This is a genomic window from Streptomyces nidicola, assembly GCF_050106155.1.
Classification (GTDB): domain Bacteria; phylum Actinomycetota; class Actinomycetes; order Streptomycetales; family Streptomycetaceae; genus Streptomyces.
This window is the reverse complement of sequence record NZ_JBNBPI010000001.1, coordinates 4926884-4947763: the sequence shown is the minus strand read 5'-3', so window position 1 is coordinate 4947763 and position 20880 is coordinate 4926884. Positions and strand designations below refer to the sequence as shown.

The 20880-nt window shown below is 70.0% G+C and carries 12 protein-coding genes and 1 tRNA gene; 9 read left to right on the top strand and 4 right to left on the bottom strand.

All coding sequences use genetic code 11. From position 1 onward, the window contains the following. Nucleotides 1–855, bottom strand: a complete 855-nt coding sequence (locus ACOKM3_RS22540) for an NAD-dependent epimerase/dehydratase family protein (protein WP_426902853.1) — start codon at nt 853–855, stop codon at nt 1–3. Between the two features lie 208 nt (nt 856–1063). On the opposite strand from ACOKM3_RS22540, the gene ACOKM3_RS22535 reads away from it, so the two are divergent. The 8 genes from ACOKM3_RS22535 to ACOKM3_RS22500 all read left to right on the top strand — a co-directional run bounded on the left by ACOKM3_RS22535 (nt 1064) and on the right by ACOKM3_RS22500 (nt 13767). Continuing rightward, a complete protein-coding gene (locus tag ACOKM3_RS22535) occupies nt 1064–3346 on the top strand; it encodes a (Fe-S)-binding protein (protein ID WP_426902852.1) in 2283 nt (760 codons plus the stop codon). Between the two features lie 223 nt (nt 3347–3569). Beyond that, nucleotides 3570–5129: an esterase gene (locus ACOKM3_RS22530; protein ID WP_426902851.1), complete on the top strand. Its 1560-nt coding sequence runs from the start codon at nt 3570–3572 to the stop codon at nt 5127–5129. A gap of 131 nt (nt 5130–5260) precedes the next feature. Then, the gene (locus ACOKM3_RS22525; RefSeq protein ID WP_426902850.1) at nt 5261–6655 is read left to right on the top strand and encodes an FG-GAP repeat protein; all 1395 of its coding nucleotides are present in this window, start codon (nt 5261–5263) and stop codon (nt 6653–6655) included. A 119-nt stretch (nt 6656–6774) separates the two neighbouring features. Beyond that, complete coding sequence (locus ACOKM3_RS22520; protein ID WP_426902849.1) at nt 6775–8010, top strand: FG-GAP repeat domain-containing protein; 1236 nt, start codon at nt 6775–6777, stop codon at nt 8008–8010. A gap of 226 nt (nt 8011–8236) precedes the next feature. Next, on the top strand, nt 8237–9715 hold the full coding sequence (locus ACOKM3_RS22515) for an FG-GAP and VCBS repeat-containing protein (RefSeq protein WP_426902848.1): 1479 nt from the start codon (nt 8237–8239) through the stop codon (nt 9713–9715). 94 nt (nt 9716–9809) lie between these two features. Further along, nucleotides 9810–11312, top strand: a complete 1503-nt coding sequence (locus tag ACOKM3_RS22510) for an FG-GAP-like repeat-containing protein (RefSeq protein WP_426902847.1) — start codon at nt 9810–9812, stop codon at nt 11310–11312. Between the two features lie 83 nt (nt 11313–11395). Continuing rightward, nucleotides 11396–12793: an FG-GAP and VCBS repeat-containing protein gene (locus tag ACOKM3_RS22505; protein WP_426902846.1), complete on the top strand. Its 1398-nt coding sequence runs from the start codon at nt 11396–11398 to the stop codon at nt 12791–12793. A 107-nt stretch (nt 12794–12900) separates the two neighbouring features. Beyond that, nucleotides 12901–13767 (top strand): Yip1 family protein, encoded by an 867-nt coding sequence (locus ACOKM3_RS22500; RefSeq protein WP_426902845.1) that lies wholly within the window; start codon nt 12901–12903, stop codon nt 13765–13767. A 78-nt stretch (nt 13768–13845) separates the two neighbouring features. Here the strand turns inward: ACOKM3_RS22500 and ACOKM3_RS22495 are convergent, their stop codons facing one another. Both ACOKM3_RS22495 and dcd read right to left on the bottom strand, forming a co-directional pair. Then, on the bottom strand, nt 13846–14352 hold the full coding sequence (locus tag ACOKM3_RS22495; protein ID WP_328633022.1) for a phosphoribosyltransferase: 507 nt from the start codon (nt 14350–14352) through the stop codon (nt 13846–13848). Nucleotides 14353–14363: 11 nt separating this feature from the next. Beyond that, nucleotides 14364–14939 (bottom strand): dCTP deaminase, encoded by a 576-nt coding sequence (gene dcd, locus ACOKM3_RS22490; RefSeq protein WP_385763353.1) that lies wholly within the window; start codon nt 14937–14939, stop codon nt 14364–14366. A gap of 509 nt (nt 14940–15448) precedes the next feature. Between dcd and ACOKM3_RS22485 the strand changes: the two genes are divergently transcribed. Then, nucleotides 15449–15522: transfer RNA gene (locus ACOKM3_RS22485), tRNA-Gly, on the top strand. A 133-nt stretch (nt 15523–15655) separates the two neighbouring features. Here the strand turns inward: ACOKM3_RS22485 and ACOKM3_RS22480 are convergent. Beyond that, nucleotides 15656–20701, bottom strand: a complete 5046-nt coding sequence (locus ACOKM3_RS22480; RefSeq protein WP_426902844.1) for a DUF5979 domain-containing protein — start codon at nt 20699–20701, stop codon at nt 15656–15658. Nucleotides 20702–20880 lie beyond the last annotated feature (179 nt).

Sequence of the window (20880 nt, the reverse complement as noted above, 5' to 3'; positions counted from 1 at the left end):
TCAGACCCTGGCCCCGGCGGTCGTGACCACGCCGAACGCGCCGCCCGCGTCGACGAGGGCCGCGTCCACGATGTCGAGCAGCCCCAACGCGGGCTCCCATCCGGTGAGTTCCCGCAGGGGGCCCGCCTCCGGCGCGCGCACTTCCGCGCGTACTTCCTCGTCAGGAACGGACCCGTACGGGACGAAGCGGAGCCGGGAGGGGGTGCCGGAACGTTCCACCATGACGCCCGCCAGGTCGGCGACGGCTGTTTCCTGCGTGCCGCTGACGTCGAAGGCGCGGCCCGACGCGGCGGGCTCGGCGAGCAGCCGCAGCAGCGCGTCGACGGTGTCGGCGACATGCGTGAAGCGGAGCCGTCGGGTGCCGTCGCCGTGGATGACGAGCGGCAGGCCCGCGACCGCCTGCTCGGCGAGGCGCGGCACGAGGGCGCCGGACGCGGGCGACTGGCGCGGCCCGACGGTGTCGTACAGGCGGACCACGGTCACGTCGCCGTCGAGGGCCTCGCCCGCGGCTCCCGTGGCGGCGAGGAGCAGGCGGCGGCCGTGCTGCCGGGCGGCCTCGACGACGGGGCCGGCCCCCTCCGTCGCCAGATGGACCACCGCATCGCACCGGCCCGCGAGTTCGGTCACGAGCCGGGCGTCGAGGGCCGAGCCGCGCACGAAGCGGAGCCGGGGGCTCGGCCAGGCGGCGGCGAGGTTGGCGCGGTCGCCCGTGGAGAGGTCGTCGAGGACGACGACGGTGTGTCCTTCGGCAAGCAGCGCATCGGTGAGGTGCGAGCCGACGAAGCCCGCGCCACCGGTGACCAGGTATGTCAAAGGTGCGGTCATGGAGGGTGCGGTCGTCAACGGTGCGCTCATCCCCATAAGTTATTCCGTTATGTCCAAATATGGGGTGAATAACACGATCCGCTTTGGGGCCCAGCGGTGATCCACGGATGATCCGCACAGGGGTACCTGCGCGACACAGATCACCAGCCTGGCGACTACATTGCGCACTGGTAAGTGGGTAGTCTCAGACGGACAACCTAAGTTACCGCTTAGTAACGCAGGCCCGAGGAGCCCCCAAATGCAACTCGCCGCGATCATCGTGTCGCTGGCCCTGATCGTCGTCGGCGTGGCTCTGTTCGTCCGAGCCATCGCGCAGATCTACCGCTACGTGCGGCTCGGCCAGAACGTCCCCGCGGGGACGCGTACCGACGAACCCGTGCAGCGCACCGTCACCGTGGTCAAGGAGTTCCTCGGCCACACCCGCATGAACAAGTGGGGCATCGTCGGCTTCGCGCACTGGTTCGTCGCCGTCGGCTTCTTCTCGCTCATCCTGACGATCGTGAACGCCATCGGCCAGCTGTTCCAGGCCGACTGGCTGCTGCCGATCATCGGCGAGTGGGCGCCGTACAACATCTTCGTCGAGTTCATCGGCCTGATGACGTCGCTGGGCATCCTCACGCTGATCGTGATCCGCCAGCTGTCGAAGCCGAACAAGGCGGGCCGCAAGTCCCGCTTCGCGGGCTCGAACTTCGGCCAGGCGTACTTCGTCGAGGCCGTCATCCTGATCATCGGCGTCTGCATCCTGGTGCTGCACGCACTCGAAGCGACGATGCACGGGCTCGACCACTACGAGGCGTCGTTCTTCGTCACGTACCCGCTGGTCCTGGCCTTCAAGGGGCTGAGCCTCGGCGCGCTGCAGAACATCGTGTACTTCACCGCGATGGTGAAGATCGCGACCTCGTTCATCTGGATGATCACGGTCGCCCTGAAGACCGACATGGGTGTCGCCTGGCACCGCTTCCTCGCCTTCCCCAACATCTGGTTCAAGCGTCAGGCCGACGGCGACGTCGCGCTCGGCGCGCTGCAGCCGATGACCTCCAAGGGCGAGCCGATCGACTTCGAGGACCCGGGCGAGGACGACGTCTACGGCGTCTCCCAGGTCGAGCACTTCTCCTGGAAGGGCCTGCTCGACTTCTCCACCTGCACCGAGTGCGGCCGCTGCCAGTCGCAGTGCCCCGCCTGGAACACGGGCAAGCCGCTCTCCCCGAAGCTGCTCATCATGTCGCTGCGCGACCACGCGCACGCCAAGGCGCCCTACCTGCTCGCCGGTGGCGGCAAGTCCATGGAGGGCGAGGAGCAGGCCACCGAGGAGCAGCTCAAGGACGTCCCGGCGGCCGCTCTCGCGGAGGCCGAGCGCCCGCTGATCGGCACGCACGAAGAGAACGGCGTCATCGACCCGGACGTCCTGTGGTCCTGCACCACCTGCGGCGCCTGCGTCGAGCAGTGCCCGGTCGACATCGAGCACGTCGACCACATCGTCGACATGCGCCGCTACCAGGTGATGATCGAGTCCGCGTTCCCGTCCGAGGCGGGCACGATGCTCAAGAACCTGGAGAAGAAGGGCAACCCCTGGGGCCTGGCGAAGAAGCAGCGCCTGGAGTGGCTCAAGGAGCTCGACTTCGAGGTGCCGGTCGTCGGCAAGGACATCGAGGACCTCACCGAGGTCGAGTACCTCTACTGGGTCGGCTGCGCCGGCGCCCTCGAGGACCGCGCGAAGAAGACCACCAAGGCCTTCGCCGAGCTGCTCAACATCGCGGGCGTCAAGTTCGCGATCATGGGCGGCGACGAGAAGTGCACCGGTGACTCCGCCCGCCGCCTCGGCAACGAGCCGCTGTTCCAGCAGCTCGGCCAGGAGAACGTCATGTCCCTCAACATGGCGTTCGGCGAGGAGTACGACGAGGACGGCAAGGTCACCGAGGAGTCCAAGAAGCCTCGTACGGCGAAGAAGATCGTCGCGACCTGTCCGCACTGCCTGAACACGATCGGCAAGGAGTACCCGCAGATCGGCGGGGATTACGAGGTAATCCACCACACGCAGCTGCTCCAGCACCTGGTCGACGAGGGCAAGCTGACGCCGGTCACGCCGGTCGAGGGCATCATCACGTACCACGACCCGTGCTACCTGGGCCGTCACAACAAGATCTACTCCCCGCCGCGCGAGATCATCGCCAGCGTCCCGGGCATCCGCAACGAGGAGATGCACCGCCACAAGGAGCGCGGCTTCTGCTGCGGCGCCGGTGGTGCCCGCATGTGGATGGAGGAGCGGATCGGCAAGCGCATCAACAACGAGCGTGTCGATGAGGCGCTTTCGCTGAACCCGGACATCGTGTCGACTGCTTGCCCCTTCTGTCTGGTGATGTTGACGGACTCCGTCAACGGCAAGAAGAACGACGGCAAGGCGAAGGAGTCCGTCACGGTCGTCGACGTGGCCCAGCTGCTGCTCGACTCCGTCAAGACGCCGGTCGACCCGGCGGGCGAGGCGGAGACCGAGGACGCGCCGGAGCCGGAGCCGGTGAAGTAACCGGTCCCGTACGTCACTTGAGGGCACCCCGTTCACGACGGGGTGCCCTCTTCGCTTGTACGGGGACTTGTACGGGGGCTTGTGCGGCGTGCCCACATCACTTGTTGCGTCCCGTACAACCCTTCCGGCCCATCCCGTGTCAAACGGTGCGCCGGACGAGGAACGGGCCCTTTCCGGCCATCCCCCCGCGCTGCCCGGTCATCCTTCAGCCAAGGAGCCGCACGTGCGCAAGAACCGTTCGGCCGCCCTCGCGGCGGCCTCGTTCCTTCTTCTCACCGGTACGTTCATCGCCGCCGCCCCGTCCGCGTACGCGGGTACACCGGGCAGCACCCGCGCCAACGACCGCAATACCGACTTCAACGGCGACGGCTACGACGACGTGCTCGTCGGCGCCCCCGGCGCCACCGTCGGCGGGCACGCCGGGGCCGGGATCGTCACCGTGCAGTACGGCGCATCGACCGGGATGGGGACCTCCCGCGCCGCCGTCCTCAGCCAGAACACGACCGGGGTGCCCGGAGCCGCCGAGAAGGGCGACGCGTTCGGGCAGGCCGTCGCCACCGGGGACCTCGACGGCGACGGCTACGACGACGCGATCGTCGGCGCCCCCGGCGAGGACCTCGGGACGGTGACCGACTCGGGCGGCGGCGTCGTCCTGTGGGGCACGCCCAAGGGCCTGGTCGGCAGCGCCAGCACGGGACTTGAGGCCGACGAGCCCGCCACGGGCGGCAAGTTCGGCTCGTCGCTCGCCGCCGCCCGGTTCACCGACGGCGGCGACGGCGACCTGCTCGCCGTCCTCGACTCGGTCGGCCTCGCGATCTTCCGCTACGAGGCCGCGCCCGCCGCCAGATCCACCGCGGGCGCGACGAAGAAGCTGGTCCGCGACTCCCGGACCGACTTCGCACCCAAGGCACCGAAGGCTGCCGCCCCGAAGGGCAAGGCGCCGAGCGCCACCGCACGCGCCGCCACCCTGGCAGCGCCGACCGGCATCCAGCCCAAGTCCCTGTCCACCGGCGACTACGACGCCAACGGCTTCGCCGACCTCGTCGTGTCCGGCCTCTCGGTCGGTGACGAGTCCGGCGACGGCTGGTCGTACGTCATCCCCGGCACGGCCGCCGACGCCGACCCGCTGCCGAACCTCACGCTGCGCGGCGGCCCGGTCGCCGCCTCCGGTGACGTCAACGGCGACGGCAAGGACGACCTCGTCACCGGCGAGCCGAACAGCCCCGACGACGGGGGCCCGTGGACGACGGGCGGCATGGTCGGCGTCCACTACGGCTCGGCCTCGGGCCTCACCGGGGAACCGCAGTGGTGGACGCAGGACTCCGACGGCGTGCCCGGCACCGCGGAGAAGGGCGACGGCTGGGGCGCAGACCTGTCCGTCGGCGACACGAACGGTGACGGGTTCGCCGACGTCGCGATCGGCGCACCCGGCGAGGACATCGGGACGGTCGCCGACGCGGGCGCCGTGACGGTGATGCGGGGGACCTCGCTCGGCCTGCGGACCAGCGACGTACGGGACTTCAACCAGAACTCGGCGGACGTCCCCGGCGCGGCCGAGAAGGGCGACAAGTTCGGCGGCCAGGTCTCCTTCACCGACCCGAACGACGACGGGCGGTTCGGCCTCCTCGCGGCGGCGCCCGGCGAGAACACCAACGACGGTGTGGTGTGGGTGTTCTCCGCGGGGTCCGGCGGGATCACGGCGGCCGGGTCGTGGACGTACGGGGCGGGGGCGCTGGGCGGCCCGGCCACGGACGCGCGGTTCGGCGCGGCGATCGACGACTGATCGACGCACGGTCGGCGCCCGGCCGACGACTGATCGACGACCGGGCGCCCCGCGTACAACCATTCACCGGCCCCCATCCGTCACACCAGCGACCACCGACAACAACTGCCCCATCCAACGCTGGAGTTGACGTGCGCCTCAAGAAAATCGCCATGGTCGCCGGGGTGGCCGCCCTCGCCGCGGGCGGCCTCACCCTCCCCCTCGCGGGGACCGCCTCCGCGGCGAGCACCCTGAAGGACGACTTCAACGGCGACGGGTACCGCGACCTCGCCATCGGCACGCCGAAGGCCAACGCCGTGACGGTGACGTTCGGTTCCTCGTCCGGGGTGGGCAGTGGCAAGGCCGTGACGATCACGCAGGAGACCTCCGGCGTACCTGGAGTCACCGAGCAGGAGGACGAGTTCGGGGAGAACGTCACCAGCGGTGACGTCAACGGCGACGGGTACGCCGACCTGATCGTCGGCGCCCCCGGCGAGCGGGTCACCGACTGGGCGGGCGGCTCGCTGAACGTGGTGTGGGGCGGCCCGAACGGCTTCAGCAAGGGCGCCACCGTCTACCACGCGCCCTCCGCCGACGACGAACGCTTCGGCGAGGGCGCCGTCTTCGTCGACCTCGACGGCGACGACCACGCGCAGCTCGCCGTCGTCAGCGCCAAGAAGTACTGGTGGTACTCGGACAGCAACGCCCCCGAGGACGCCTACGCGCCCGAGGTCGGGTTCGTGCCCGAGGGCGTGACGCTGGAGGGCCTCACCGCCGACCAGTTCCACGGCAAGGGCGCCGGGAAGACGTACACGTACGTCCTCTACGGCAAGAACGCCGACGGCAGCCCCTACACGGGGTGGGTCGACGGCGGGCCCGGCGACATCGGTTACCACTCCGGGCGGATCGACGGTCAGTTCGCAGGTTCCACCACCGAGGCCGCCGCCACCGGCGACGTGAACGGCGACGGCTACCCCGACCTCGTCACCGGGCAGGCCGCCGACAACTCGGTCTGGGTGTTCTACGGCGGATCCACCATCTTCACCGACGAGATGGAGGGCATGGACAAGGTCACCCAGGACAGCCCGGGGATCCCGGGAGCGACGGAGGCCGAGGACCGGTTCGGTGCCTCCGTCTCCGTCGGTGACGTGGACGGCGACGGACGGGACGAGGTCGCGGTCGGCGCGCCCGGCGAGAGTGTCGACGGCGTGCGGGGCACGGGTTCGGTCGTCGTCCTCAAGGGCTCCGCGGGCTCCATCGAGGCGGGCCGCTCCTACCACCAGGAGACCAGCGGAGTGCCGGGCATCGCCGAGACCGGCGACCGCTTCGGCTCCACCGTCCGGCTCAAGGACATCAACGGAGGCGGCCGCGCGGACCTGTCCGTCGCCGCGTCCGGCGAGGACATCGGCTCGGCCGCGGACGCGGGCGCCGTCACGGTGCTGAAGGGTTCGTCGCCGTACCCGACGACGACGGGCGCGACCTCGTTCAACGGCGCGGACTTCGGCCTGCCGGGAGCGGGCATCGCATTCGGGACGTCCCTGCGCTGACGTTTCCTTCCTTGCCCCTGCCATCATGTGGAAGTTGTGAACTCATGGGAGGGGCGGGGGCGTTGTTGATACCGGGGCACATACAAAGATCCGGCGTACGAAGAGGTGGCGGCGCTGCGTTGTGCGCCGTGCTGCTCGCCGCCGCGCTCACGGCGTGCGGCGGCCACGACAGCGACAGCGCGGGCACCCACCGCCCCGCGACCGTGGCGGGCGAGCAACAGCGGAGCGCGCCGCTGCCGGTCCCGCGCGGCAAGGGCAGCAGGCTCCCGAGCGACTTCAACGGCGACGGCGCCCCCGACCTCGTCCTCGACGACCTCGCGCACGACGGGCTCGGCGACGACCCCGGCATCGGCGTCGTCTACGGCAGGAAGCACCACGGACTCGTCGCCGGGACCCGGCTGTTGCTGACCCCGGCGAAGTACGCGGCCCGGGTCAAGGGGCAGGCCCCGGCCACGTTCGCCTCGGAGGCGAGCTGCGACCTCGACCGGGACGGATACGCCGACCTCGTGGTGTCGACGGACCCGCCGTACGACGGCCAGGGCATGCCGCCGGTCCCGCTCCAGATCCTCTTCGGCTCGCCCACCGGGATCTCCGGCAAGGGCGTCACGCTGAAGATCCCCGCGCGCGCCCGGTTCGGCAACGAGTGGCCGGACCAGCCGGTGTGCGGTGACTTCGACGGCGACGGCAGGAACGACCTGGTCGTGCACGCGAGCGGGGGACGGCTCAGCGTGCTGCCGGGCCCGTTCACCCGCGCCGGCGCCCCGCGCGGCACCGCCCGCATCGCGCAGGCCTCCGGGAACGTGCCGACGGGCCCCGCCGCCGACCTGGACGGCGACGGCACCGACGACGTCCTGGTCCGCGCCCACGCGGGCACGGCACGCTCCGCCGTCGCCCTCGGCGGCCCGGGCGGCTTCACCAAGGGCGCCACGTACCCGGCGGGCACGGACGCGGTCTTCGGCCGCTTCGGAGCGGCGGTCCTCGGCGAGGCCGGCCTCAAGCTGTACGCGCCCGGGGGCCGGGCCACCCGCACGGTCCGGGTCACCGGCGACCGGCTCGCAGCGGCGGACCTGAACGGCGACGGCCGCGACGAACTAGCCGTGTCGGACGCGGCCTCGGACGGCGTCCACCTCATCGGTCTCATCGGTCCGGGCGAGCCCCGCAGGGCCCCGGCGAAGGGCCACGTGATCGCGGTCGCGGACTACGACGGGGACGGCCGCGACGACCTCGTCCTGCAACACACCACGGGCACCACGGGCGCCACGGACACGGTGACCGTACTGACGGGCAACCGCGCCGCCACGCTCGTATCGGACACCCCACAGCTCACGTTCTCCACAGCGGAGTTCAGCAACTAGTCCTCCACGGCAGAGTTCAGCAACCGGCTCTCCACCCCAGCGTTCAGCAACCGGCTCCTGTCCTGCAAAAACTCCGTCGCCACGTACAACCCTCCCGCCCCACCAACGGTCTCCTGTTAGCCGACCGCGAGGTCACGGCCGGGGCAACTCCCGGCCAACACCCCGCGAACGGCACCCCGTTGACGGGACGCCCGCCAGGCGTCCCCTTCCCGCAGGAGCCAACCGAATGGCCAAGCACAGACGCACGCCTGCTCCCTCCCAGACCCGCCTCCGGCTCGCCATGGCCACCGCCACGGCGGCAGCCCTGACCGGCGGCGTCCTCACGGCCGCGGCGGGCTCCGCGGCCGCCGCCCCGGCCGCGTCCCAGGCCGACGCCGACGCGGACTTCAACGGAGACGGCATCGGCGACCTCGCGGTCAGCGCCTCCCACGCCTACGTCAACGGGCACAAGCAGGCCGGCCAGATCGCCGTGCTCTACGGCTCCGCCACCGGCACCCGCACCGTCACCATCAGCCAGAACACCGCGGGCGTACCCGGCACCGCCGAGACCGGCGACTACTTCGGCGCCGACTCCGCGTACGGCGACTTCGACGGCGACGGATACGACGACCTGGCGGTGGCCGCCCCGGGCGAGGACGTCGGCTCGGACACCGACGGCGGCACCGCCGCCATCCTGTGGGGCTCGCCGACCGGCCTGACGGGCGGCACCACCATCGACGACCCGCGCCCCAGCTCCCACGACGGCTTCGGCGGCCCCATCGAGGCGGGCGACTTCGACGGCGACGGCTCCACCGACCTCGCGATCGGCGCCAAGAACAAGAACACCGTCGACGTCCTCGACGGCCCCTTCTCGCGCACCGGCGACAACCCCCACCGCGGCGTCGTCACCGTCCCCGTCATCAGCGACACCGGCGCCGGCGTCTGGAACCTGCACTCGGGCGACGCCAACGGCGACGGCAAGGACGACCTGATCGTCAACGGCTACGCGGCGGACAACGGCACCAACGCCAACTTCTGGCTGCCCGGCACCGCTTCGGGCCCCAGCACCTCCGGCGCGGTCCGCCTGCCGAGCGGTGTCATCACCGACCTCGGCGACACCAACGGCGACGGCTACGACGACATCGTCGTCGGCAACTACTGGGCCAACAGCAACAGCAAGGACACCAGCGGCGCCGTCTACATCGTCAAGGGCTCCGGCGCCGGCCCCGCCGCCACCCGCACCACCCTCACCCAGGAGACCGCCGGCGTGGCCGGCGGCAGCGAGGCCGGCGACGCCTTCGGCGCCGAGGTCGACCTCGGCGACGTCAACGGCGACGGCCACCTCGACCTGGTGGTCGGGGCGCCCGACGAGGACCTGACCGGCGGCGCCAACACCGGTGCCGCGTGGGTCATGTACGGCAAGGCCGACGGCACCGGCATCACCGGTCAGGGCTCGGTGTTCCTGGAGCAGAACAACGCCTTCGTGCCCAACAGCAACGAGGCACGCGACTTCTTCGGCTCCGACGTCCACCTCGACGACCTCAACGGCGACGGACGCGACGAGGCGTACATCGGCGCCGCGGGCGAGAACGGCTCCAACGGCGCCGTCTACCCGGTCAAGTTCAAGGCCGACGGCTCCCTCGCCGCGTCCTCCGGCATCTACACCTCGACCCTCGGTGTCTCCGCCACCGGCACCCCCCTCCTGGGCGCCAACTTCACGGACTGACCCGACGGGCGGCCCGCGGCCCGCTCAGGGCCCGGCCGTCCCCACCGACACCACGCTCCGCCGCAGGAGCGCCACGCAAAGGATCACCACACGCATGACCGAGCACAGACGCACCTCCGCCCGCATCCGCCTCGCCCTCGCGACGGCCGCCGCGGCCGCCCTCACCGGCGGTCTCCTCGCCGCCTCCGCGGGCACCGCAGGCGCCGCGGACTCCGTGCACCACCCGCAGGCCGACTTCAACGCCGACGGCTACGGCGACGTCGCGGTCTCCGCCGGTGACGCCACCGTCTCCGGCAAGAAGGGCGCCGGGAACATCGTCGCCCTGTACGGCTCGGCGAGCGGCGTCACCGCCACCGAGCGCGCCACCTTCAGCCAGAACAGCAGCGGTGTCCCCGGCACGTCCGAGACCGCCGACGGCTTCGGCTGGGTCAGCGCGTACGGCGACTTCAACCACGACGGCTTCGACGACCTCGCCGTCTCCGCGCCGCACGAGAAGGTCGGCGACGACGCCAACGGCGGCACCGTGGCGGTGCTGTGGGGTTCGGCCTCCGGCCTGTCCGGCGGCACCACCATCACCGACCCGGCCGTCTCCTCGCACGACAAGTGGGGTGACTCCCTCGCCGCGGGCGACTTCGACGGCGACGGCAAGGACGACCTCGCCATCGGCTCGTCCTCCGCCACGGTCTACGTCTTCAAGGGCGGCACCGCCAAGTCCGCCTCCCTGGGCGGCCGTTACACCGTCCGCCCCGCCATCGTCAGCGGCGGCGACGCGGGCCCGCTCAACCTGTTCGCCGGTGACGTCAACGGCGACAAGCGCTCCGACCTCGTCGTCAACGGCTACGAGACCGGCAGCGACATGGGCTACAACACGAACTACTACGTGCCCGGCTCCGCCTCCGGCCTGACCACGTCCGGCGCCCAGCAGCTCAAGCGCGGCATGATCACCGGCATCGGCGACGTCAACGGCGACGGCTTCGGCGACATCGTCACCGGTCAGGAGTGGGACCCGGACCTCAAGAACGCGGACGGCAGCACCGTCACGGTCCCGGGCTCCGTCACCGGCGGCCAGATCCACGTCACGTACGGCTCCCAGGCCGGTCCGGCCGCCGCCACGGACATCTCGCAGGACACCGGCAGCGTGCCCGGCGGCTCCGAGCGCGGCGACTGGTTCGGCAGCGAGCTCGCCGTCGGCGACGTCAACGGCGACGGCTACGTCGACGTGGCCGTCGGCGCGCCCGGCGAGAACCTGGGCGGCGTCGTCAACACCGGCTCCGTCACGGTCCTCTACGGCTCGGCGAACGGCCTGAACACCACCTCCGGCACCCAGTTCTTCGCCCAGTCCACGGCCGGCGTCCCCGGCAGCGACGAGAAGAACGACTACTTCGGCGGCGAGGTGAAGCTCGCCGACGCCGACAAGGACGGCAAGGCGGACCTGGTCGTCGGCGCCCTCGGCGAGAACGGCGGCAACGGCGCCCTGACCTACCTCCCGTCCAACGGCACCAAGCTCACCACGACCGGCTCCCGCTCCATCTCCACGTCGGCCGCCGGCGTGAGCACGGACGCCTCCCCCCTCTTCGCCGCAAACGCCGCCAACTGACCTCCCCCACATTCCACTTGGCCCGCGGGCCCGCCCCACGGGGGCGGGCCCGCCGCCGCGTCCACGTCCCCGGAGTGCACCCCATGGCTCACGCCGTACGTCCGCCCGCCCGCACCACCCGCCTACGGCTCACCCTCGCGATCGGCACCGTGCTCACCGCCGCCCTGCTGACGCCGGCCACAACGGCGTCGGCCGCCCCCGCGAAGTACGCCGACGACTTCAACGGCGACGGCTATCGCGACTACGCGTACGCGAGCTACAGCTCCAAGGGCGGCGGCAGCGTCGCCGTCGTGTCCGGTACAGCGAACGGCCCCGGCACCACGACCAAGCGCATCAGCCAGGCGAGCACCGGCGTACCCGGCGCCGACGAGGCCGACGACATGTTCGGAGAGGTGCGGGCCGCGGCCGACTTCGACGGCGACGGATACGGCGACCTCGCCGTGGCCGCGACCGGCGAGAACGGCGCGGCGGGCGCCGACCAGGGCTCCGTCACCCTCCTGTGGGGCTCTCCCACGGGCCTGTCGACCGGCACCACCCTGCCGAACAAGAAACCCGGCTCGCACAACGCCATGGGCAAGGACCTGGCGACCGGCGACTTCAACGGCGACGGCAAGCAGGACCTGGCCGTCATCAACGGCTCCGTCACCTACGTCTACCGCGGCCCGCTCACCCGCTCCGGCACCACCGGGGCGGTCACCAAGCTCGACAAGACGTCGTCCTTCTACTCCACCGCCCTGATCCCCGGGAAGGTCAACGGCGACGGAAAGACCGACCTCGTGATCATCGGCGACGTCGTCACGTCCTCGTACGTGGCCTCGGACGCCTGGTTCATCAAGGGCGGCAGCTCCTCGCTCACCTCCGGCAAGACCCTGCGCCTCGAGTCCGAGTCCGGCGACGGCGGCAGCGCCGACCGCGGCGGCGACGGCGTCATCGCCGACTTCGACAAGGACGGCTACGGCGACATCGCCATCGGCACCGCCCTCTACTCGAAGCACAAGGGCCGCGTCAGCCTCTGGTACGGCTCGTCCACCGGCCCCGCCGACAGCACCCGCATCACCCAGGCGTCGCGCGGCATGGCCGGAACCCCCGAGAACTACGACGAGTTCGGCTCCTCGATCTCGGCGGGCGACGTCAACGGCGACGGCTACCAGGACCTGGCGATCGGCGTGAGCAACGAGGCCATCGACGGCAAGGACAACGCGGGCGGCGTCCACGTCCTCAAGGGCCGGGCGAGCGGTCTGTCCGGCACCGGCTCCCAGTGGTTCGCCCGCAACAGCCCAGGCGTGCCGGGCACGTTGGAGTCGTACGACGGATTCGGCGGCCTGGTCCGGCTGCGCGACACGGACGGCGACCGGTACGCCGACCTGTACGCGTCGGGAGGCTTCAGCTCGCTGCGGCTGCCCGGCGCGTCCTCCGGCATCACCACGACGGGAGCGGCATCGGCCGACGCCGTCCCGGTCGACGCCCTCCTCCAACCCTGAGACCGCCCCGGGCCCGCCCCTTAAGGGATGTCACAGGTCAGCCGCAATGCCGGGCCCGAACCCCGGGCCCGGCATTCCGTTCACGGAAACCAGGTACGTTCGAGTACGTGGCTGGATTCAGGAACGGACGCGGCCGGGACAACCGCGAAGCGCCGCAGGGGCACCCTCCGTACGGGCCCCCTCAGCAGCAGCAACACGGGTACGGGCAACCGCAACAGCAGCAACAACGGCAGCAGTGGCCGCAGCCGAACGGCGGGCACGGCGAGCCGGAGTACTTCGGCGAGCCGAACGCGCCCCGCGCCCACGACCCGTACGCGGCGAACAACCCCGGTCACACCCAGGCGTTCTCGGTGAACCCGGGCGACGACCCGTACGCGTACGGCCAGGGCTCCACCTACCAGGCGGGCGCGGCCGCCCCGGCCGGACCGATCGGCCCCCGCCTGCACTGGAAGCCGCTGCTGTCCGGGGTCGTCCTGCGCCCCGCGCCGACGTATCTCCAGATGCGCGACTACGCGATGTGGGGCCCGGCCCTGATCGTCACGTTCCTCTACGGGCTCCTGGCGATCTTCGGCTTCGACGGCGCCCGCGAGGACGTCATCAACGCCACGATGTCCTCGGCGATCCCCTATGTCCTGACGACCGGCATCGCGATCACGCTCAGCTTCTTCGTGCTCGGCGTGGTCACCCACACGCTGGCCCGCCAGCTCGGCGGCGACGGCGCCTGGCAGCCCACGGTCGGCCTGTCCATGCTGATCGCCTCCCTCACCGACACCCCGCGCCTGCTCTTCGGCATGTTCCTCGGCGGCGACGCGATGTTCGTCCAGCTGATCGGCTGGGCGACCTGGGTCGCGGCGGGCGCCCTGCTGACCACGATGGTCTCCAAGTCCCACGACCTCCCCTGGCCGAAGGCGCTCGCGGCATCCGCGATCCAACTGATCGCCCTGCTCTCGATCATCAAGCTCGGCACGTTCTAGACGTCCCCGGCCAGCGCCTTCCGGCACACGAAATGAGGGGCCCCGCGGGGCCCCTCATTTCGTGCATCCGACGCGTGCTCAGGCGTCGAGAACCTGCCCGTCCCGCTTCACGACCGGCGGTTCGACACTCCACGGGAAGTTGATCCACTCATCGGTCCGCTTCCACACGTACTCGCACTTCACGAGCGAGTGGGACTTCTCATAGACGACGGCCGAGCGGACCTCGGCCACGGTGTCGAGGCAGAAGTCGTGGACGAGCTTCAGCGTCTTGCCGGTGTCCGCGACGTCGTCGGTGATGAGCACCTTCTTGTCGCTGAAGTCGATCGCGTTCGGCACGGGCGCGAGCATGACCGGCATTTCCAGGGTGGTGCCCACACCGGTGTAGAACTCCACGTTCACAAGATGGATGTTCTTCACGTCCAGCGCGTACCCGAGCCCGCCGGCGACGAAGACGCCGCCGCGCGCGATGCTGAGGATGATGTCGGGCCGGTACCCGTCGTCGGCGATGGTCTGCGCGAGCTCGCGCATGGCGACACCGAACTTCTCGTACGTAAGGTTCTCGCGCACGGGCGCCACATCACTCATGTTGCTGCTGCTCACACCTGGGTCCGATGGAAATTGAGGAAGGAACGGGAGGCGGTCGGGCCGCGCTGTCCCTGGTACCGCGAACCGTAGCGCTCGCTGCCGTACGGGAACTCGGCGGGTGAGGACAGCCGGAACATGCACAGCTGGCCGATCTTCATGCCCGGCCACAGCTTGATGGGGAGCGTCGCGAGGTTCGAGAGTTCGAGCGTCACGTGGCCGCTGAAGCCGGGGTCGATGAATCCGGCCGTGGAGTGCGTGACGAGGCCGAGGCGACCAAGCGAGCTCTTGCCCTCGAGGCGCGAGGCGAGGTCCTCGGGCAGGGAGATGACCTCGTACGTCGACGCGAGCACGAACTCACCGGGGTGCAGGATGAAGGGCTCGTCGCCCTCCGGCACCACCATCCGCGTCAGCTCCGACTGCTCGACGCTCGGGTCGATGTGCGGGTACTTGTGGTTCTCGAACACCCGGAAGTACCGGTCGAGACGCACATCAATACTCGACGGCTGAACCATCGACTCGTCGTAGGGATCGATGCGCACCCGTCCGGCGTCGATCTCGGCCCGGATGTCCTTGTCTGAGAGAAGCACGTAGCGAGGATACGCAGTGGGCGCGGGCCCGCCACAATCGGCGGGGCCCGCGCCCACTGTCATCGGTGCCGCTTACCGCTCGTCCGGTCCCACAGGAACGGCGTGCCGAAGTCGCGCGCACCGCGGACACCGAATCAGCCGGCTGGGACCGAGACGGTCCGCCTGCTGCATCGGGAACGAAGCGGTGCTGAACACGTGCCCTTCGGCACATCGGACGACGGTGCGATCCATCGAGTCCATCAAGTCCCGGAGTCCCTTCCCCACGGAGCCATTGGGCCAGTTTCCTGACCGACGACGAAGCGCAACATTACGGGATGAAAGGGACGCCAATCCAGGCGGCACCCCGCGGTGAATCGTCCTCGGCCGGAATCCCCACCGTACGCTCCAACTCCCTTCACCCGCAGTCACTTCCACCCCTCACAACGCAGCCGGGCCCCGGGGCTTCAGCGCCCGGGGCCCGGCATGAGGTACAGTGTCGCCAGTACGGATCGCTTCAACGGCCGTACCGCGCGGGTGTAGTTTAATGGTAGAACATAAGCTTCCCAAGCTTAGAGCGCGAGTTCGATTCTCGTCACCCGCTCCACGAAGAAGCCCCAGGTCATAGACCCGGGGCTTTTTGCTGTGCGGATTCACGTACTTCGACGCCGGAAGGGCGGTGGCCCCCGGCGATTTGGGATCGCCGGGGGCCACCGCCCTTCAGAGGAACCGGTGCAGGATCAGCCGCGGCCCCTGCGGGACATCGCGCGGACCGTGAGGCCGGCCGCGAGGGCGAGGACCGTGAGCAGGGCGCCCAGGAGCGTCCAGTCGCGGAAGCCGGTGTCGGCGAGGTGGCCGCCGCCGTCGTGGCCGCCGGTGCCGCCGTTGCCGCCGTCCTCCGGGAAGGTGTTGGTGACGTCGACCGAGGCCGCGTCGTTCACCTGGACCGTGCCGTCGGAACCGTCGTCGGAGGCCTCGTACGTCACCGTGTCACCGGTGGGCACGTCGGTCTCCGTGACCGTGCAGGTGGCGCCTTCCGGGACCTTGATCGTGCGCGACTCCCCGTCCTTCAGGGAGAAGGCGCTGTCGTCCGAGGAGAGGGCCACGTCGCCCTGGTCCGTGGTGCAGGCGAGCGAGAAGTCGTACGGGCCCGCGCCGCCGTTGACCACGTGCTTGGTGACGGTCAGGTCGGCCGCCGGGAAGGTGTTGGTGATGTTGATGGCCGCCTGCTCGTCGGAGTCGGCCGTCGTGATCACCGTCGGGTTGTCGGCGGAGCCGTGGTCGACGGTCGCCTTCGCCGCGCCCCCGGTGCCCACCTCCTCGGCCCAGCAACGGGTGTTCACCGGCAGCGGCTTGATGGTGACGGGTTCGCCGGCCTTGACCTCGTACGTCTTGTGCAGGATCCGGTCGCTCGGTTCGCCCGAGGCGTTCGGGAGGGTGCAGGAGACGTCGACGCTGTAGGTGCGGCCGTCGTCGGCGTAGTCCGCGGCGTCGCCGGTGAGTTCCTTGGAGAGCTGGAGCGCGCCGAACTCGTAGGTGTTGGTGATCCGGGCGGTCTGCGGAACCTCCGTGTCGGTGTTCGGCTTGATGGTGACCTCGACGGGGTCACTCCTGGTGTGGTCGGTCTGGCCGCCTCTGGCCGAGGTCTCCCAGATCTTGCACTCGGCGCCAGCCGGGATCCCCTCGACCGTCACCGGCTTGTCCGCGGACACCCGGTAGTCCTCGTCGAGGACGACGCGGGGCAGTCTGCCCTGCGGGTGGATGGTGCAGGTCACGTGGTACGGGTACGGCACCTTGCGCAGCAGGTCGGTCGCCGCGTCGGGGTGCTTGCCGAGCCGCTTCACCAGCCGCAGCTCGCCGTAGGAGAGGGCGACGCCGACCTTGATCGGCTCATTGGCCTGGAGCACCCGCGGGGAGCCGGCGCGGTCGGTGGTCTCGTTGTGGGCGTAGGAGTTCCACGCGATGGTCGGGTCGCCGTTGTGGGCGACGTCGAGCGGAGTGTCCATCGCGTACGTGATGTCGACGGTGCCACCGGGCTCCAGCGGCGTCGGGAACTTCAGGTCCATGTCCGCGCCGCGCGCCCTGCTGCTGTAGGCGTCGTCCCAGGTGTCGGACGGGCACTGGTCCGCGCTCGAACCGGCGCCGCCCATGTTCAGGTCGTCGGTGCACAGCGGCTCGTCGTTCTCGTACTTGGTGGTCATCTGGCCGGGGCTGTCGCCGTCGAGCTGCGGCTCGGAGGCGAGCGTTGGCCGCTTGTCCCAGGCCGTCTGGCGGTCCTGGTCGAGGATGACGCCCTTGTCACCGGCGACCGGGAACCGGTCGATGATGCGCATGTTGGTGCCGTCCTCGGTGCCCGAGTTCCGCAGGCGCATCAAGTAGTGGTACTGGTCACCGGGGTTGACCAGGGCGATGCACGGGTTGGCGGTGTACCTGCGGCCGGTGGAGTCCGTCGTCATCAGGCAGGAGTCGTCGCCGACGGGGACGGTCTTCCCGGTCTTGGTGTTGTACCAGCCGAGGGAGTCGTTGCCCGAGACCCACTTGCGGGCGGTGAACGCGGCGCCGGACTTGGCCGTCAGCTTCGCGTCGTCGACGCAGTACAGACCGGAGCCGAACATGGCGCCGTTCTCCTCCGCCTCGCTCGGGTCCTCACAGGCCAGGTCCGGGTCGGACGAGGTAGCACCCATGGTGTTGGTGACGGTCTCGTCGGCGCGGATGCCGGCCTCCAGCTTCACGTGGATCTCGATGGTGAAGCTGCCGCCGGGCGGGAAGTTCCACGCCTTGCCGTCGTCGTCCTTGGAGAAGTCCCAGGTGAGACCGGAGACTCGGTCGCCGTCAGTGGTCTGGGAGAAGACGGGCGTCGGGATGGCGACGGTGCCGTCCGGCTCCTTCTTGTCGGTGATCTTGTACGGCTCGCCGTTGTCGCCCTGGAAGGTGTCGTCGAACGCGATGCCCTCGGGCAGGTCGTCCTTGACCACCAGGTTCGGGACGTTGGCCGTACCGGTGTTGGTGACCTTCAGATAGAAGGGGGCGTCCTCACCGGGGGAGAGAACGGTGTCCGGGGTCTTGTCGACGTCGAGCTTGGGGTCGCCCTTGACCAGGTCGAGGGTGGCGTTGACCGGGTCGATGGCCCGGGGCTTGTCCTCGTCCTCGACCTTGGTGATGAACTGGCCGGTGGCCGTGTCCTCCAGGTGGTCCGGGATCGGCTTGCCGGTGCTGCGTGAGGCGGGCCGCGGGCTGACGTCGAGGACGAGGATGCCGTCGCAACTGCTGGCGGCGCACTCCGGCTTGATCACGTAGCCGTCGTTCTTGGTGTCCGTCGAGGTGTACGTGGCTCGGATGCCGGTGACGTCGGCGGCGTTCACGCCGGACGGCAGGGCGGCCGACGAGGACGGGGTGCCGTTGACCCACTGGCCGTTGACGTACGCGTCGATCTGTACGCGGTTGGCGCCGGCGGGCATCTGGTTGGACTTGATGCCGACGAGGTCCACGGCGTCGAAGAAGTCGTCGTCCTGGTCGGTGATCTGCAGGTACTTCGCCGACATGTTGCCGGTGTTACGGACGGTGAGCGTCATGTCCGCGTGCTGGCGGGGCAGACCCGCGACGTACTCGGGGAGCTCGCCGGGCGAGATGGACTTGTTCAGGGAGGCGCCGTCGGCGGCGGGCCCGGTCTCGAGGGTCTTGCAGTCACTGCCGTCGACGTCGTTGCCCTGGCTGTCCTTCGCCGTGACCGAGAAGCAGTTCTGGAACGTCTCGCCGTTCTCGACATCCTCGCGGCGCTCGCCGGTGACGTGGATGGTGACGGTGTCGCCCGGCGCCAACTCGTCGTTGTAGAGCGCGCGCACGCCGGTGGCCCGCGCGAGTACGGCCGGGTCCACGCCCTCGTAATCGACCCAGGCATTCGTATTCGGGTCGTACACCTGGAGGGTCACCGGTGCGTCGGACGGCGTGACGGAGACGGACGTGATCTCCAGCGTGTCGAAGGGGCTGGCGCTGCCGGGCTTCCCGTCCGCGTCGGCGGCCGGGTCGGTGATGACCACGTCGTGCAGCGGCAGGTTGCCGGTGTTCGTGAACTTCAGGTCCATGTCGATGGGCTGGCCCGGCGGTACGTCCGTCTGGCTGACGGTCTTGACGCCGTCGCCGTTGCCGTTCGGGTTCTCGACGACGAGGTCCTGGCAGGCGCTGCCGGAGGCGGTGCCGCTGCCGTCGCTGCGGCCCGCGTCGCCCTTCGTGCCCGCGCAGTTGCGGACGCCGTCGGCCACGTCCTGGGCGTCGACGTCATCGGTGAGGGTGCCGTGCAGGTCGAGTCCCGCGGTGGCGCCCTCGGAGATGGACGGATTGCCGTCGTCGTCGACGCCGGTGTAGGTGACCTCGACCTTGCTGACCTGCTTGCAGTCGGCGGGGACGTCGTAGGTCGCGTTCTCCGTGTACGTCTCCTCGCGGGTGGTCCCGTCCTCGCAGGTGACGGTCAGCTTCGCCTCGGTGGCGCCCTCGGGAAAGCGCAGCCGGACCTTGTCGACGTCGAGCTTGTCGAACTCGTTGCCCGCCGCCGAGGAGTCCGGCTCGGTGATCGTCAGCGTCTTCACCTTGAACGGCGACTTGTTCGTGAGGTCGACACCCGTGCTCACCGGAGAGTTCTCGCCGATCACCGCGTGCTCGTTGGAACCGTGGGAGAAGTCGCCGTTGGTGTCGGCGTAGTACTTCTTCGTGGTGTCCAGGACCAGGATGTCCGGCAGGATGTCGTACGTGTCGCAGGCCTGCTCGCCGTCGACGTCGCCGTCCGTCTGCTCCTTGGCCGACGGGGTCGCGCAGTTGTTGACCGTGATCTTGTCGGTGGGCTTCAGCTCCGAGCCGTCCGAGCGCTTGGTGTCCCGCAGCTTCATGCCGACCTCGACGCTGCCGCCGTTCTCGTCGTACGGCAGCGGGTCGCCGTTGCTGTTGGTGAAGACGACCTCGAAGCCGACGACGTCGCCCGGGTCGACCCCGATGGGCAGCGGCAGATCGCCCGGAGAGGAGATGTTCCGGCCGGTGTGCTCGGTGCCGTCGGCCGTGGTGACCACGAGGTGTGCCTGGTCGGCGCCCTTGGGGAACGCGGTCACCGTGGCGCCGGTGAAGTCGAAGTACTCGAAGGTCTCCTCGGTGTCGTCCGACACCGACAGCTCGGTGACCTCGGCCGAGGACGAGGAGTTGTTGCGCACGTTCAGCTTGATCGTGGACTCTTCACCGCTCATCGCGACCGCCGAGCCGTCCTCCCACTCCTTGGTCGTCACCGGCTTGACCACGCGCGGGATGGAGATGGTGACGTCGGAGTCGGAGGTCTTCGGGTCCGCGTTGTCGGCCTCGGCCTTCGCGGTGTTGGTGATGGTGGTGCCGTCCTCCAGCTGCGTGTCGGCCGGCACCCGCATCCCGATCTCCACCGAGCCCGACTGGCCCGCACGCAGCCCGGTCTTGCCCTCCGGGTTCTGCAGTGGCTGGTGGTAGACGATCGTCAGCTGCCGCGTCGCCTCGTCGTAGGTGACGTCGCGGGTGCTGTCGGACTTCGGGAGGCTGGTGACGTCCAGGCCCTCCGGCAGGGTGTCGGTGACCGTGAAGTCCACGCAGTCCACGTCCAGGCCGGAGCACTGCCCGCTGATGGTGTAGATGAACTCGTCACCGGGCTCCAGCGGGCCGTCGGCGTCGTTGGTCTTCGTGATGCCGACTTCGCTCATCGGGTCATCGGCAGCCGCCAGTGGTGCAGCCAGCGCCTGGGACCCGAACAGCAGGCTGAGCACCGCTGCCAGCACGACCACGGCTCGTAGTCGTGTCGGTCTGCCTCTGAGCAAAGACCCGTTCCGCATGCGCATCACGTCAACTCCAGAGCCGAATTCTTGGACGTGATCGCGACGGTAGGAGTTTGCGTCTTATGTGACTGTTACGGCATGCCGGGCGATTGACGGTCTATCAGTTATTTCGCCCGTCCGGCGGCATG